We start from the raw sequence: 16,639 nt of genomic DNA, 5'->3' as shown, positions 1-16,639 counted from the left end.
CATATTATCCGTTAACATTACTGACCTTAAGGCCAGCTAATAATGTTTGTGCAAAAATGCGCACTTGCTTATCAAGGGCAATCACATCATTTATATTTTCTACCTGTTCTGAGACAAATTTTTTCACAGAAGTTTCATTTATTTTAAATATATCGGTAAATTTTATTGCTTCGGCTAAAAAAGCTGCCACGGCAATTTCATTCGCAGCATTAAGCGCGGTACAAGCAGCTTGACCTTGTTTACAAGCATCAATAGCTAACTTCAAATTAGGGTACCTAGCAAAATCAACGGCTTGAAATTCAAAAGAGGCAATTTTAAAGAAGTCCAGCGGTGCAACGCCCGACTCTATTCGCTCAGGGAAATTCAGAGCATGGGCAATTGGCGTGCGCATATCTGGATTACCCATTTGGGCAATCACTGAACCATCTTTATATTGCACCATGGAATGTATGGTACTTTGTGGGTGTAATACCACTTGAATATCTTCAGGTTCAACATTAAACAGCCACTTAGCTTCAATAAACTCGAGGCCTTTATTCATCATAGTGGCTGAGTCGACTGATATTTTACGGCCCATATCCCAGTTAGGGTGTGCACAAGCTTGTGCAGGCGTTACCGATTCTAGTTGTTCAATGGCCATTGTTCTAAAAGGACCACCCGAGCCGGTTAATAGTATTTTACTGATGCCGCTAGCACGCAATTGGCATTCACCAAGATTACCTTGCTGGTGAGAGGGCAGACATTGAAAAATGGCATTATGTTCACTATCAATGGGCAGTAGTTCTGCTCCTGAAGCTTTTACCGCCGCCATAAAAATAGCGCCTGAGGTCACTAAAGCTTCCTTATTTGCTAACAATACTCGCTTGCCCGCATTCACTGCCGCAAGCGTGGGCAATAGACCCGCAGCGCCGACAATGGCAGCCATTACCGTATCAGTAGATTGACATTGAGCAAGTTCAATTAAGGCTTGCTCCCCTGATAATACCGTAATGTCATTAACATTAACGTGCTCAAGCTTTTGCAACAATAACTCGGCATGTTCACTTGAAACCAGTACGACTTGCTGAGGTTTGAATTCAAGGCATTGCTTAAATATTATGTCAACGCTCGCATGCGCTGCTAAACTGATCACTTGAAACTTATCGGGATGAAGACGCACCACATCTAAAGTACTACTACCAATAGAGCCTGTGGAACCTAAAATACAAAGTTGACGTTTTAACACGTTTTTACCTCAATGAATCAAAATGCTAGTACTGTGAAAATTATCAAGCAAGTAATAGGTAACAAAGCGCAAAAACTGGTGCCGTTGCCGTTAAACTATCTATTCTATCTAAAATACCACCATGGCCAGGTAAGATTGCGCCACTATCTTTAACACCTGCTTGGCGTTTAAACATACTTTCAGTTAAGTCACCTATAACAGAAATAGAGCTGATCAATACGGTAACCAGTAAGGCAGAAATAAACTGCTCGCTAGACCAGTGTAATGACATACCGACAACAAGGGTTAATATTGCCGCACAAAACACCCCTCCAATGAAGCCTTCTATCGTTTTCCCTGGACTAACATTGGGCATAAGCTGATGTTTACCCATTGATTTACCGACAAAGTAAGCACCAATATCTGCACTCCACACCAGCATAAATAAGTACATCAATAACTGCGCGCCTTGGTACTCATCAAGCGTGTAGTTGTGAGTCCGTAAAATCATAAAGGCAAGCCAAGTTGGCACTAAGGTTAACCAACCAAATAAGCCAATAACAAGTTTATTCTTCGCCCACAACGTGCTGGACTTGGGGTATGAAAACATTAATAAAGCAGCAAAAAACCACCAAATAACACTTAACCACAATAATAAGGTCAATTCATAGGGTAAACCCGTGATAGTGAACCAAGCGATATCTACTGGTAAATACCGCCATAAAAGCCCAATTAATGCTGTGGTAACCAATACATAGGCTAAACGCTGTATGGTCTTAGTTAGTCCGATAAAACGAGCCCACTCCCAGGCTCCTATAGCGATAATGGCCATTAAAAGCCCAGCAAAGTAGCTTATAGGTAAATAGAAAATAGCTGTTATTGCGGCTGGTGCTAATATTAAAGCCGTTATAATTCTTTGTTTTAACAAGGGCTACCCTTTTATTTTTATAGACTGTTGTTATAGACTTTGATAGTCATGCAAGCTGTGAGTATCATTATTCTGGCGTGCTGTTATTATTTATCTTTGCTCGTTTATTGCTTGTTCACCGGTTTTGCCAAAACGGCGCTCTCGCCGGTCAAAGCAGTTTATTGCCTGATCAAATTGTGCTTCATTAAAATCGGGCCATAATATATCGGTAAAATATAGTTCAGCATAAGCGGCTTGCCATAAAAGAAAATTACTTATGCGAAAGTCACCACCGGTGCGGATCAATAAGTCAAGTACAGGCAGATCGGCTAGGCAGGTTTGTGCATTAAGTGTCTGCTCATTAATATCATCAAGTAACATTGTGCCTTGTTGAACATCACTAGCAAGTTTCCTAGCTGCTTGGGCGATGTCCCATCGACCACCATAATTTGCTGCCACCGATAATACCAAGCCAGTATTTCCGGCAGTAAGTTGCTCTGATTTAGCAATATTCTGCTGTAATTTATCAGAAAATCGACTCAAATCACCTATCACTTGAAAGCGAATATTATGTTTATGCAAACGTTTAACTTCTTTAGTTAAAACATACATAAACAAGTCCATCAGTACACTAACTTCTTTTGCGGGGCGTTGCCAATTTTCACTACTGAAGGCAAAAAGCGTCAGGGCTTTAACCTTAGCTTTTCGAGCACTAGCAACCACAGCTCGTACTGATTTAACACCGGCCTTATGTCCTGCCACTCGTCCTTTGCCTTGTAGCTGTGCCCAACGGCCATTACCATCCATGATGATAGCTACATGTTGAGGAATGTTTTTATTTTCAGCTTGCTCAGCTAAGACGTTGCTATTACTCACTTAACAATTACCACGTAACAATTTTCCATTAATTATTTAAGTCATCACTTATTTAAATCATGCACATTAAAGTCACGATTAATGTATTAAATCGCACTTAAGCAAAACGCCAGTTGGCTTTTTAACAGCAAGCTGGCGTTTTAAAGGGACTAACTTATATTTCCATCAGTTCTGTTTCTTTTTTCATAAGGACTTCATCAATTTGCTTAACAAAAGTATCGGTAATTTTCTGAATTGAGTCTTCAGCTTGATGATGTTCATCTTCACTGATTTCTTTTTCTTTTAGCAAACTTTTAAAATCCGAGTTAGCATCGCGGCGGATATTACGAATCGCCACTTTACCACCCTCTGCTTCGCCACGGACAACTTTCACTAAGTCTTTACGACGCTCTTCGGTCAGAGGTGGTAAGGGAATACGTATCAAAGTGCCATTTGATTGCGGATTTAAACCTAAGTCAGATTTTAATATCGCTTTTTCAACCGCACCAATCATGCCTTTATCAAAAACAGTAATCGATAGGCTGCGTGCATCAGGAACCGAAATATTACCCACTTGATTTAACGGCGTGTCCATACCGTAATATTGCACCACAATATTATCTAATAAGGAGGCATGTGCACGTCCTGTTCTTATTTTATTCAAGCTACTTTTTAAAGCATCAATAGTCTTACCCATACGTTCTTGAGCATCTTCAATTATTTCATCTATCACGTTTATATTCCCTAAATATTATCAAGTTAACTGTAGCCAGCAAGCTACTTACCTTGGCTTGGCTTATTCGCACTTAATTTTAAGCTAAGTATCGAAAAGTTATGACTTGTGTCTAATTATTGTACCTTCGCTACCACCCATGATGACAGATTTCAACGCACCCGGTTTATTCATATTAAAGACGCGAATCGGCATATTGTGATCGCGTGCTAAAGTAAAGGCCGCTAGGTCCATTACTTTTAATTCTTTATCAAGGACTTCATCATAACTTAGCTCTGTATAAAGCTCAGCATCTGGATTTTTAACTGGATCTTCTGAATAGACGCCATCCACTTTAGTCGCTTTTAATACTACGTCGGCTTCAATTTCAATACCACGCAAACAAGCAGCTGAATCTGTTGTAAAAAATGGATTACCGGTACCGGCAGAAAAAATAACCACTCGGCCAGATTTCAACAAGCTAATAGCATTTGCCCAGTTATAACGTTCACATACACCCGCTAAATCTATCGCTGACATTAAACGGGTATTAACAAAAGCACGATGTAAGGCATCACGCATGGCTAAACCATTCATTACGGTGGCGAGCATACCCATTTGATCACCAACAACACGATTCATGCCGGCTTCAGCTAAACCTGCACCACGGAACAAATTGCCACCACCAATAACGAGACCCACTTGGATGCCCATTTCCACCAGCTCTTTTATCTCTTGAGCCATACGGTCAAGTACTTTAGGATCAATACCAAAACCCTCTTCTCCCATCAGTGCTTCACCACTGAGTTTTAATAAAATTCTTCGATAAACAGGTTTCGGATTGGTTGTCATAGGGAAAATTTCCTGTAGCAGTTAGGTAATTAAGCAAAATAGAGCCAAGGTCAAAAGACCGCGGCTATTTTAATACGTTTAGCCTAGACACGAAAGGCTAAACTGAAAAAACTCTTTTTTTTTCGGTAAATAAGCCAACTTCACGCTAAACATTAAAAATCAGCCATAAAAAAACGTCTACCAAGGTAGACGTTTTTAGTAATTCATCTTATCAGACGGTCATAGCAATAAAGCTAAGACATCAAAAAAAATAGAATTATGCTTTAGCAGCAGCAATTTGTGCTTCTACTTCAGCAGCAAAATCTTCATCTTTCTTCTCAATACCTTCGCCGACTTCTAGACGAACGAAAGCAGAAATGGTAAGACCTTTTTCTTTCAATATTTCACCAACAGTTTTCTTTGGCTCCATAATGAAAGCTTGACCACTTAAAGAAACTTCACCGGTAAACTTGCGCATACGGCCTGTTACCATTTTCTCAGCAATCTCTTGAGGTTTACCTTCGTTCATTGCGATTTCAATTTGAATTGCTTTCTCTTTTTCAACGATATCACTAGGAACAGAATCTGGAGTAAGGTATTCAGGTTTGCTTGCCGCAACGTGCATAGCGATGTGTTTCAACGCTTCCGCATCACCTTCACCCGCAACAACCACACCAATTTTAGCACCGTGAGAATAAGAAGCTAAGTTAGTACCTTCTACATATTCAACACGACGAACATTGATGTTTTCACCAATTTTAGTCACTAAAGCAACACGCTTTTCTTCGAATTGTGCTTGTAACTCAGTAATTGAAACTTTTGACTCCAGTGCAGCATCAGCAACGGCATTGGCAAAACCTAAAAAGTTTTCATCCATAGCGACGAAATCAGTTTGACAGTTAACTTCAACTAATGCCGCTGTGTTTGCTGATATTTTAATGATAATTGCGCCTTCAGCAGCAATATTACCTGCTTTTTTAGCCGCTTTAGCTTGACCGTTCTTACGCATATTTTCAATCGCAAGTTCCATATCACCGTCAGCTTCTGTTAACGCATTTTTACAATCCATCATGCCCGCAGCTGTGCGTTGACGTAATTCTTTAACCATTGCAGCAGTAATTGCCATGAGTAAATTCCTCGGTTTTCAGTTATCCCCGTCGCGGTGCTAATACTAACTTAGGCGTTGGGAATAAATATTAAATAAGTTGCCACAAAAGCACGCTTTTGTGGCAATAGCAAAATAAAACGTGTTAATAACTGAGATTATTCAGCTTCAACAAAACCGTCTTTTTCAGCTTGTACAACGATGTTTTGCTCACGACCACTTATTACAGCGTCAGCAACAGCGTTACAGTATAAACTTACTGCACGAATAGCATCATCATTACCCGGTACGATGTAATCAATACCATCTGGGTTAGAGTTAGTATCAACAACAGAAATTATTTTGATACCAAGATTGTTTGCTTCTTTAACAGCAATATGTTCGTGATCAGCATCAATGATAAATAAAACATCAGGTAAACCACCCATATTTTTAATACCACCTAAACTTTTATCAAGTTTTTCCATTTCACGAGTACGCATTAACGCTTCTTTTTTAGTTAAGGCTTCAAAAGTACCGTCTGTGCTTTGCGCTTCTAAATCTTTTAAACGTTTGATTGATTGACGAACTGTTTTCCAGTTAGTCAACATTCCACCTAACCAGCGATGGTTAACGAAGAATTGGTCAGATTTAATTGCCGCGTCTTTGATTGCTTCACTTGCAGCACGTTTAGTACCGACAAATAACACTTTACCTTTTTTCGATGAAACGTTACTTACAAAAGCAAGTGCTTCATTGAACATAGGCACAGTTTTTTCAAGGTTGATGATATGTACTTTATCGCGAGAACCGAAAATGAACGGCTTCATTTTTGGATTCCAGTAACGTGTTTTGTGACCGAAGTGAACACCAGCTTTAAGCATATCGCGCATTGAAACGTTTGACATTGTCTTTTCCTTTATGGGGTTAAGCGTTCATACACCCAATATACACGACTCTTATTTGCCTAAGACTAAAACCTTAAAGCTGAGCACCCCGGTATACCTTTAGTGGATGTATGTGAGTTTATAATAATGACTGATAAACCAAAAAGTTTTCAAAACCCCTCGATTAATTCGTCGATTTAAATTGTCACCAAACCAAGCTAAATGCTCTGATCTAAGGTACAAAATATAGACCGAACACCCTAACTAATAATTTAGCGCCGCACTTTATACCACAAAACACCCTCTTTAGCGAGATATAAATGATTTATCACTAAAGGGTGATTTATAGTGGGATATTAACTCAAGGCGAGTTAAAATCATCTAACAGCTAAATATTTCAACCAAACCATCCCTTTTTTGTAGAGTAACTATGTCAGCAGAATTATTTTTTATTTATGACAGTCACTGTCCGTGGAGTTATGCCGCAACCCCTTTAGTTAATGCGGTAAAGCAATCGTTACCCCAAGTATCACTGAATTTATGGCATAGCGCCTACTTTTCTGATGCTGACGGTGAGAATGTAATTACTAAACAACAGATAGTGCAAGTCAAAGAGCTTTCATCGGTCAGTTTTTCCCCTGACTATATGAAAACATTAACACAAGGGCGAGACTCTACCTTGTGTGCAAATTTAATGACTTGGGCGACAAATAAAACCTCAAATCAAGCATTGTCTTTATTAAATGCGCTACAAGCAGCACATTTTGGTGAAGGCAAGCAACTGAGTGAGCAAGCTGATTTTACTCATATTGTTAATGAATTTAAGTTATCGGTACCCGCAAAAGTTTTTAATAAAAGCAAATTGACTAATGATGCCGTAGCGCAAGTGCATGAGATCTACGCGCTACAAGAAATCATAGCAACTCAAGCTATACCGGCCTTGCTACTGGCTATCAACGATGAGTTGATTTTACTTAATCATAATTTATATTTACAAAACCCAGACGATTTTATTGACGCGATAAAATTAGAGTTAAATAAACACAGTTAACTTGCTATCTTATCGGCAAGTAATTCATCTTTTATGATGAAAAAACAACAATTAAAAGCATAGCGGAAAAAACAATGCCGCTAACGCAAACTTAAAGAGATAGAACAACATGGCCATCACCATAAAAAGCCAAGAAGAAATCGCTAAAATGCGTATTGCTGGGCAATTAGCCGCTGACGTGTTAGAAATGATTACGCCGCACGTAAAAGCTGGTATTAGTACTAATGAGTTAAATACCCTCTGTGCAGAATATACTGACAAAGTACAACATGCCATCTCTGCGCCGCTCAATTATCATGATTTTCCAAAATCGATTTGTACGTCAATAAATCATGTCGTTTGTCACGGCATTCCTGATGATAGCGTGTTAATCGATGGTGACATTATCAACATCGATATTACCGTGATAAAAGACGGTTATCATGGTGATACCAGTAAGATGTTTATCCTAGGTGAAGCATCTCTTGAAGATAGCCGCCTATGTCGCATTACCCAAGAGTCTTTATACCTAGCACTTAAAAAAGTAAAGCCTGGTACTACCTTTGGTGAAATTGGCACAACAATCCAAAAATTCATCAAAAAATCTGGCCGCTATGCTATCGTCAAAGATTATTGTGGTCACGGTATAGGTAAAGAATTTCATGAAGAGCCACAAATAGTCCACTATAAAAACAATGACAAAACCAAGATGGAAGTTGGCATGTGTTTTACTATCGAGCCTATGGTTAACCTAGGTCGCGCTAATACAATTTTAGATAAAACAGATAACTGGACTGTTTTCACTGCTGATGGTAAAAAATCTGCACAATGGGAGCACACCATAGTGGTGACCAAAACAGGTTGTGAAATATTAACCTTGCGCAAAGAAGAAACCATTGCTCGTCTATTACACAACTAATATTTAAACAATTAGCTGCAAAAAGATAAGGCCTAACAGATTAACCGAATAGATAAAGGGTAAGCTCTTGACCAGTAAGCCAGTATCAGCACCTATAGTGCCCGCACATTTTATTGAAAACTTAGCCCTTAGTGCTGACTTTTTATCTACCCGCGATATCTGTTTATTAAGCCAAGCATTTAAAGAATGGTTAAAAGACGTTTTTATCGATAATGATATAAGTGACCTCTTATCAGCACGCGCTGCTTTTGTTGATGCCATTTTAACAAAGCTCTGGTGTCAGCACCACCTTGATGAGTTTCAAATTAGCTTAGTTGCAGTTGGTGGCTATGGTCGTGGTGAGTTACACCCACAATCAGACATTGATATATTATTATTAACACAAGAACAAATTAACGTAGAATTAGAAGAAAAAATATCAAGTTTCATTACCCAACTCTGGGATATCAAACTTGATATTGGCCATAGTGTTCGTTCCATTAAAGAGTGCTTAAAACAAGCAGTAAAAGAAGTCACTATTGCGACAAACTTAATGGAAATGCGACAAATTACGGGGAATGAGGCACTTACTCAGCAGTTAATGCCATTACTGAATGAAGATGTTTTTTGGACATCAGAAAAATTTTTTCTCGCTAAGTGCAAAGAGCAGGAAAAAAGACACCAACAATATCGCGGTGCTGCCTATACACTCGAGCCCAATTTAAAAGCAAATCCTGGGGGGTTACGTGATATCCAAACTATTGCTTGGGTGGCCAAACGACATTTTTCCGCCGACTCCTTGGAAGAGTTAGTTGAACATAATTATCTCTATCCCAATGAATTTTTCGAATTGTTAGAATCTCAAGATTACCTTTGGCGCATGCGTTTTGCCCTACACTTTGTGGCTGGGCGTAATGAAAACCGGCTTTTATTTGATTACCAAGCGGATGTAGCCAAAATGATGGGCTTTGGTGATGAAGGTAAAGCCCCCATTGAGCGTATGATGAAGCGCTTCTTTCGGATTATTTCCCGAGTGACTGAATTAAATACCATGCTATTACAGCATTTTGAACAAGCTATCATCAAAAAGCCTGAGCAGAGCAGCGTTAGTATTATCAATCAAGATTTTGAATTAGTGGATACCTTAATCAATACTCGCAATGATCGTATTTTTATGCGGCCAGTAAAAATGATTGAAATGTTTTTAATTATCGCGCAAGAGCCAGCAATTAAAGGTATACATTCACACACCATCAGATTAATGCGTAATGCTCGACGACGTTTAATTTCAGGGTTAATTGATTATGCTGAATGTCGTCGCATGTTTATGGCAATTATTCGTCATCCCCGAGGTTTAGGTTTAGCATTAACCTTAATGCACAAACACAGTATTATCGGTGCCTATTTACCCTTATGGCGCAATATTGTTGGTCAAATGCAATTCGACCTTTTCCATGCCTATTCAGTCGATGAACACAGCTACCGAGTGGTTAAGAATTTATATCAGTTCAGCCAAAAAGAGCACAACCATAAATTTCCTCTGTGCAGTAAAATAGCCCAAAAAATTCGCAAACCGGAAGTGCTATATCTGGCCGGATTTTTTCACGATATAGGTAAAGGCCGTGGTGGCAATCATGCTCAATTAGGTGCGGTAGATGCGTTAAATTTCTGTTTGTCGCATCAAATGAGTAAACATGATAGTAATATGGTGGCCTGGTTAGTTGAATATCATTTATTAATGTCTGTTACCGCTCAGCGCCGCGATATTACTGATGAAAATGTCATTCGCACTTTCGGGGAAATTGTCCGTGATGAAGCGCATCTAAATTACCTCTATTGTTTAACCGTTGCCGACATGCGTGGCACCAATGAAAGCCTGTGGAATAACTGGAAAGCCAATCTACTGGAAGAACTGTACTTTAATACCTTAAGCGCTTTTCGTCATGGCTTAGAAAAACCCGTAGAAATACGCTCTAAAATTCGAGAAAACCAACAACAAGCATTAGCTATATTAAGTAAAAACAATATCGATGAACATGCGATTAAAGCGTTATGGCATGAATTTAAAATAGATTATTTTTTACGTTATTCACCTGAACAAATAGCCAGGCAATGTCAAAATATACTTAAACACGATAGAGAAAAGCCATTGGTGCTAATTAGCCCTGAGCCCTATCGAGGTGGCACAGAAGTATTTATTTTCACTAAAGAAAAAAGCAATACTTTCGCCAATACCGTGTCCTTTTTGGACACTAAAAAACTTTCTATTCATGATGCCAAAATCATTACCACTAAAACAGGCTATACCGTAAATACCTTTGTCGTGCTTGATAGCCGGAATAAGCCGCTACGAGAGCGTTTCTACACTAAAGAAATTAGCCAAGCCTTAGTTGATAAGCTAGGTCAAGAAGGTGTCTGTTACCTGCCTGAGCCTAAATTACCCAGACAGATCAAACAATTTAAAGTACCGCTACGCGTTAATTTTATCAAGATACATGCGAAGAATCGTACCATGATTGAAATAATCGCTTTAGATAGACCCGGCTTGTTATCAAATATTGGCCAAGTCTTTCAACAAGAGCAGATTAATATCCATTCAGCTAAAATAACAACTTTTGGTGAAAAAGCTGATGATGTATTTACTATCTCTACCCTAGAAAATAATGCGCTAACCAGTCAAGAGCAAGAAGATTTAGCCATACGGTTAACACAGGAGATTGATTGAGTTACCGCCTTTATAACACCTATAACACCTTTGAAATTTCAAATAGGAAAGCCTAATGACAGAGTTAAAGCACTTAGCTAGCGTGATTGAACAAGCTTTTGAAGAAAGAGCCAGTATTACCCCAGCAACCGTTTCAAGTGAGATTAAAAATGCCGTAATTGAAGCTATAGCAGCATTGAATAATGGTAGTGCCCGTGTTGCCGAAAAAGTAGCAGGGGAATGGCAGGTTAACCAGTGGCTTAAAAAAGCGGTACTACTTTCTTTTCGTATCTGGGATAACCAAGTCATTGATGGTGCAGAAAGTACTTTTTTTGACAAGGTACCGATGAAATATGATGGTTACACTAAGGCTATGTTTGCCGCCGATGGTGTCCGTATTGTACCGGGTGCAAGTGTGCGCACCGGTAGTTTTATTGGTAAGAATGTGGTGGTAATGCCAAGCTTTGTTAATATCGGCGCTTTTATCGATGAAGGTTGTATGATTGATGCTTGGGCTACCGTTGGCTCATGTGCACAAATAGGTAAAAACGTGCATTTATCTGGTGGTGTCGGCATTGGTGGGGTCTTAGAGCCGTTACAAGCGGGTCCAACCATCATTGAAGATAACTGTTTTATTGGCGCACGTTCAGAAATTGTTGAAGGTGTGATAGTTGAAGAAGGTGCGGTAATTTCTATGGGCGTTTATATCGGCCAAAGTACCCGTATTTTCGATAGAGAAACCGGTGAAGTTCATTATGGCCGCGTACCTGCAGGCTCAGTTGTAGTACCGGGTAACTTACCTTCAGCTTGTGGTACATACAGTTTATATGCGGCTATTATCGTCAAAAAAGTGGATGCTAAAACGCTCGCCAAAGTAGGTATAAATGAGCTACTACGCTCAGTTGCTGAAGAGTCGTAACTTTAGTATGCGCTAAAGCGCTAAAAAATTGACACTAGTCTGGCTAATCAAGCTTGCTCAGGAGTTATTGCTAATAATAACACCCTAGCAAGCTTTTTTATTAGCCAATTAAAGGAAACGCATACTCAGCTGATCATAACCAGCTATTCAGCTGTTATTATTAATCATTTTCATATGATGTCCGCTCAATAAAAAAAGCAGCGTCTTCAGATCATCAATTAATGTTTGCTTTACTCAACAAACCTATACCTGAAGATCAACGTATGATGTTAGCCTTTGCCAAGCGGCAGGCGAGTTATCTGCCGGATAGGACTTTCGTCGGTATCCAGATTAAAGGTGAAAAACATGCCCGCGATAACAACCCCTCGAGTCATTTCTCATTATGCTCAGCTTATCGAGCTAGATATCAATGCCATAGTCATTAGTGCCATGCCTCAATAGGCAGCGCCAAGAAGTAAGATTAAATATTAACGACCAGAAATAGCTAAATAACCGGAACTCTGGATAAGCGGCACTTGCTCAACAACCCCTGTATTTACCAAAACAACAACCGAACAGGCGTAAAAATAATAGCCAAAGTTCAAGTCCCTAACTAAAGTTACCTTTAACTAACCGTACTAATGCCATAAGCATTATGGCTAAATCTCTTAGCACAAAAAGACTCTAGCTTGCTATAACTATCAGATTATTTAGTGTTATAATTGCCTTTTTTAAGGCCCTTAAAAGGCCATTTAGGCTCACTTTAACAGCAAGAGTTTGCTAATAAGGCATATAACATGACTCAAGATGAAATGAAAAAAGCAGCCGCTATCAAGGCATTAGAATTCATTGAAAACGATACTATCGTCGGCGTTGGTACGGGCTCAACCGTTAATTTTTTCATTGATGGCCTGGCGACAATGAAAGACAAAATCGCCGGTGCTGTTTCAAGCTCGCAAGAGTCAACTAAACGCTTAGAAGCGCACGGTATTGAAGTATTTGATTTAAACAGTGTTGGTGTCTTAGATGTCTATGTGGATGGCGCCGATGAAATCACTAACCATATGGCAATGATTAAGGGTGGCGGCGCCGCATTAACCCGTGAAAAAATCGTTGCTGCGGTCGCCAAAAAATTTATTTGTATTGCCGATGAGTCAAAACTAGTAAAGGTTTTGGGTAACTTCCCTTTACCGGTTGAAGTTATCCCTATGGCACGCAGCTATGTTGCCCGCGAATTGGTTAAGTTAGGAGGTGACCCGGCTTATCGTCAAGGAGTAGTCACGGACAATGGCAACGTTATTATTGATGTTCACAATCTGACAATTCTTGACCCAAAAGCACTAGAAACTCAGATTAATGCAATTGTCGGTGTGGTAACTAATGGCTTGTTTGCCCTTCGTGGCGCTGACATACTCGTGCTAGGCAGCAGTGATGGTATTAAAGTAATCCAATAATTCCCCCCGCCCCTTTTAAGCAGAATATTCACTATTCAGCATATTTATGCCTAAATATGCTTAATAAGTTCTTTAGAGTCTATACACTATATGATATGTTAAACTTCTATTTTAGATATCTAGCCATCTAAACAAATATGTATTGACCTTTTAACTCAGGATAAGCGAAACCAGTTTATGACCATTGCCAACAAAAATTCATTAGCAAAAGACAAAATTAAGATTTTATTACTTGAGGGCTTGCACCCAAGCTCTATTGAAGAATTAAAGTTAAAAGGCTATTCAAATATTGAATCGTTAAAAACCTCGCTTTCAGAAAGTGAGTTAATTGAAAAAATTGCTGATGTTCACTTTATTGGCATCCGCTCACGCACTCAATTAACGGATAAAGTACTTAGCCACGCCAATAAGTTAGTTGCCATTGGTTGTTTTTGTATTGGCACCAACCAAGTTGACTTAAAAGCAGCACAAAATCTCGGCATACCTGTTTTTAATGCCCCTTTTTCTAATACTCGTTCTGTGGCTGAGTTAGTGCTGGGTGAAGCACTATTATTGCTTCGTGGTATTCCTGAAAAAAGTGCCAAAGCACATCGCGGTGAATGGTTTAAATCGGCGGAAGGCTCGGTAGAAGCGCGTGGCAAAGTACTCGGTATTATTGGTTACGGTCATATTGGCATGCAATTAGGCATATTGGCCGAGACGTTAGGCATGAGAGTACGCTTTTATGATGTCGAAACTAAATTACCGCTCGGTAATGCCAGCCAATCGCCAACATTAGAGTTATTACTTGCTGAAGCAGATGTAGTGAGTTTACATGTACCAGAGACAGCACAAACTCACAATATGATTGCTCAAGCACAGTTTTCAGCAATGAAAGATGGCGCAATTTTTATCAACGCTTCTCGTGGTACTGTGGTTGATATTAACGCCTTAGCACAAGCGTTAGAGTGTAAAAAAATAGCTGGGGCTGCTATAGATGTATTCCCTGTTGAGCCTAAAAGTAATGATGATGAGTTTATCTCACCTTTACGCGGTTTTGATAATGTAATTTTGACACCACATATTGGTGGTAGCACAAAAGAAGCGCAAGCAAACATTGGCTTAGAAGTGGCAACTAAGCTTGCTAAGTACTCAGATAATGGCTCAAGCTTATCTGCGGTTAACTTCCCGGAAGTATCCTTACCTGATCACACTATCCCAGGTCTAACAAGCACTAGTCGCTTATTACATATTCACCATAACCAACCCGGTGTATTAACTAAAATCAATAAGGCTTTTGCTGAGCACAATATTAATATTGCCGCGCAATACTTACAAACCGATGACAAAATTGGTTATGTTGTTATCGATATTGACTCTCAAGACAGTGAGCAGGCATTAAAAGAATTGAAACAAATTGAAGGCACTATTCGCGCCAGAATCCTGCATTAAAACGACTTTATGCACAGTAGTGCTTTAATTTAGCTCAGTAAATAAAGCGCTTAACGAATAAAAAAGGGTCACTATACTGTAGTGACCCTTTTAATTTTTACTGAGATAACTTAAATGGTCCGCTTTTACTTCATACTAATGGTGGTATGAATGGTTGAGCCGTCTTGATGATCAGGTTCAAACCAGCGAGCCGTTACGGATTTAGTGTAGGTCCAAAAACTTACCACTTGCTTACCATTAGGTCCTAAATCCCCTAGTTTTGAGCCACGGGAGCCGGTAAAGCTAAAGAAAGCCACCGGTACAGGAATAGGAACATTTATACCCACTTGACCAACATCAACTTCATTTTCAAATTTTCGAGCGGCCCAACCTGAAGACGTAAATAATGAGGTGCCATTACCATTAGGGTTCGCATTAATAATGTCTATCGCTTCATCTAAAGTATCTGCTTCTAATACACATAAAGCCGGACCAAAAATTTCTTGGGTATAAATATCCATATCTGTGGTGACTTTACTAAATAACGTTGGCCCAACAAAGTTACCATTAGGGTAGCCATCAACTTGACAGTTCCGGCCATCAACAAGTAATTCCGCGCCTTGAGCAACACCAGAATCAAGCAGGCTAAGTATACGAGCTTTAGCTTGTGGCGAAACCACTGGACCTAAATCAGCATCACGTTGTGTACCTGGGCCAACTTTCATCAACTTGGCACGTGCAACAATTTCAGGTAACCACTCACGTGCTTCACCCACTAAAATAGTGACTGGATTTGCCATACAACGTTGACCAGCGGCCCCAAAAGCTGAGCCTAATAAATCATTAATTGCTCTGTCCTTATTAGCATCAGGCATGATCACCATGTGATTTTTAGCGCCCATCATAGCTTGTGCACGTTTGCCATGTTTACAGGCAAGATTATAAACGTGGGTACCTACCGCAGTAGAGCCAATAAACGATACCGCTTTAACCGCATCACTTTCAATAAGTTGGTTTACCACGTCAGGGCCACCATGGATGACATTAAGAACACCTGGTGGGATACCCGCTTCTAACGCAAGTTCAACAAAGCGTATGGTTGATGAGGGGGCTTGCTCGGATGGTTTTAATACAAAAGTGTTACCACAAGCAATGGCCGGCGGAAACATAAAAGCGGGCAACATTAATGGGAAGTTAAAGGCCGTAATGCCAACACCAACACCAAGGGGTTTATTCAGGGTATAAGTATCAATACCTGTGGCCGAATTGTTGGCAATTTCCCCTAATTGTAGACGGGTAATTGAACAAGCATTTTCAATAGCTTCAAGTGAGCGCCCTACTTCACCTTCCGCATCGGGTAAAGTTTTACCATGCTCTAAGGTAATTAACTCAGCCAGCTCTTGGCTATGTTCACGTACCAAGTGCTGGAAATTAAGCATAATACGCATTCGATTTGTTAAAGAAACCTTTGACCAGCTTTTAAAGGCTTGCTCTGCACTAGCAATGGCAGCTGCAACTTCTTCACGGGTTGCTACCGGTACACGAGCAACAACTTCTTGGGTCGCGGGATTCAGTACATCCAACCAAGTATCGGTTTTAGAGCGAACTTTCTCACCATTTATAATGAGTGGGATTTCTTTGATAGTCATAATAAGCCTTTATGTAATTATTATTAGCACAATATTAGCGACTGTTGCTCTTTGCTGTATGAAAGTTCAATAGCCACCCACATTGAGTAGAATAAAGTTAACTTAAGACTTTAATT

14 protein-coding genes are annotated in these 16,639 nt (G+C 39.7%); 6 read left to right on the top strand and 8 right to left on the bottom strand.

Annotation, left to right across the window (positions count from 1 at the left end; translation table 11 throughout):
* Positions 1–4: 4 nt before the first annotated feature.
* The 7 genes from ispC to rpsB all read right to left on the bottom strand — a co-directional run bounded on the left by ispC (position 5) and on the right by rpsB (position 6,501).
* Positions 5–1,225 (bottom strand): 1-deoxy-D-xylulose-5-phosphate reductoisomerase, encoded by a 1,221-nt coding sequence (ispC, locus tag ASU03_RS05980; protein WP_057830926.1) that lies wholly within the window; start codon positions 1,223–1,225, stop codon positions 5–7.
* A 43-nt stretch (positions 1,226–1,268) separates the two neighbouring features.
* Positions 1,269–2,132, bottom strand: coding sequence for a phosphatidate cytidylyltransferase (locus ASU03_RS05975; RefSeq protein WP_057830925.1), 864 nt, complete (start codon positions 2,130–2,132; stop codon positions 1,269–1,271).
* Positions 2,133–2,222: 90 nt separating this feature from the next.
* The gene (gene uppS, locus ASU03_RS05970; protein ID WP_057831023.1) at positions 2,223–2,918 is read right to left on the bottom strand and encodes a polyprenyl diphosphate synthase; all 696 of its coding nucleotides are present in this window, start codon (positions 2,916–2,918) and stop codon (positions 2,223–2,225) included.
* Positions 2,919–3,141: 223 nt separating this feature from the next.
* On the bottom strand, positions 3,142–3,699 hold the full coding sequence (gene frr / locus ASU03_RS05965) for a ribosome recycling factor (RefSeq protein ID WP_057830924.1): 558 nt from the start codon (positions 3,697–3,699) through the stop codon (positions 3,142–3,144).
* 99 nt (positions 3,700–3,798) lie between these two features.
* Positions 3,799–4,530: a UMP kinase gene (pyrH, locus tag ASU03_RS05960; RefSeq protein WP_057830923.1), complete on the bottom strand. Its 732-nt coding sequence runs from the start codon at positions 4,528–4,530 to the stop codon at positions 3,799–3,801.
* A gap of 256 nt (positions 4,531–4,786) precedes the next feature.
* On the bottom strand, positions 4,787–5,635 hold the full coding sequence (gene tsf / locus ASU03_RS05955; protein ID WP_057830922.1) for a translation elongation factor Ts: 849 nt from the start codon (positions 5,633–5,635) through the stop codon (positions 4,787–4,789).
* Between the two features lie 137 nt (positions 5,636–5,772).
* Positions 5,773–6,501, bottom strand: a complete 729-nt coding sequence (rpsB, locus tag ASU03_RS05950; protein WP_057830921.1) for a 30S ribosomal protein S2 — start codon at positions 6,499–6,501, stop codon at positions 5,773–5,775.
* Positions 6,502–6,910: 409 nt separating this feature from the next.
* Between rpsB and ASU03_RS05945 the strand changes: the two genes are divergently transcribed.
* From ASU03_RS05945 to serA, 6 genes are all read left to right on the top strand, one after another.
* Entirely contained in the window at positions 6,911–7,531 is a 621-nt protein-coding gene (locus ASU03_RS05945; protein WP_057830920.1) for a DsbA family protein, read from the top strand.
* Positions 7,532–7,640: 109 nt separating this feature from the next.
* Complete coding sequence (map, locus tag ASU03_RS05940) at positions 7,641–8,429, top strand: type I methionyl aminopeptidase (protein ID WP_057830919.1); 789 nt, start codon at positions 7,641–7,643, stop codon at positions 8,427–8,429.
* Between the two features lie 67 nt (positions 8,430–8,496).
* Entirely contained in the window at positions 8,497–11,133 is a 2,637-nt protein-coding gene (gene glnD, locus ASU03_RS05935) for a [protein-PII] uridylyltransferase (protein ID WP_082627160.1), read from the top strand.
* A gap of 55 nt (positions 11,134–11,188) precedes the next feature.
* Positions 11,189–12,031 carry a 2,3,4,5-tetrahydropyridine-2,6-dicarboxylate N-succinyltransferase gene (gene dapD, locus ASU03_RS05930; protein WP_057830918.1) on the top strand — a complete coding sequence of 281 codons (843 nt, stop codon included), beginning with the start codon at positions 11,189–11,191 and terminating at the stop codon, positions 12,029–12,031.
* A 776-nt stretch (positions 12,032–12,807) separates the two neighbouring features.
* A complete protein-coding gene (rpiA, locus tag ASU03_RS05925; RefSeq protein WP_057830917.1) occupies positions 12,808–13,464 on the top strand; it encodes a ribose-5-phosphate isomerase RpiA in 657 nt (218 codons plus the stop codon).
* 177 nt (positions 13,465–13,641) lie between these two features.
* Positions 13,642–14,895, top strand: coding sequence for a phosphoglycerate dehydrogenase (gene serA, locus ASU03_RS05920; RefSeq protein ID WP_057830916.1), 1,254 nt, complete (start codon positions 13,642–13,644; stop codon positions 14,893–14,895).
* A 125-nt stretch (positions 14,896–15,020) separates the two neighbouring features.
* Here serA and ASU03_RS05915 read toward each other — a convergent pair whose 3' ends face one another.
* Positions 15,021–16,523, bottom strand: coding sequence for a CoA-acylating methylmalonate-semialdehyde dehydrogenase (locus ASU03_RS05915; protein ID WP_057830915.1), 1,503 nt, complete (start codon positions 16,521–16,523; stop codon positions 15,021–15,023).
* Positions 16,524–16,639: the final 116 nt, after the last annotated feature.

Origin of the sequence: Colwellia sp. TT2012, assembly GCF_001440345.1 — a bacterium.
GTDB lineage: Bacteria > Pseudomonadota > Gammaproteobacteria > Enterobacterales > Alteromonadaceae > Colwellia.
The sequence above is the reverse complement of the archived record's forward strand: the minus strand, read 5'-3'. Positions and strand labels throughout refer to the sequence as shown.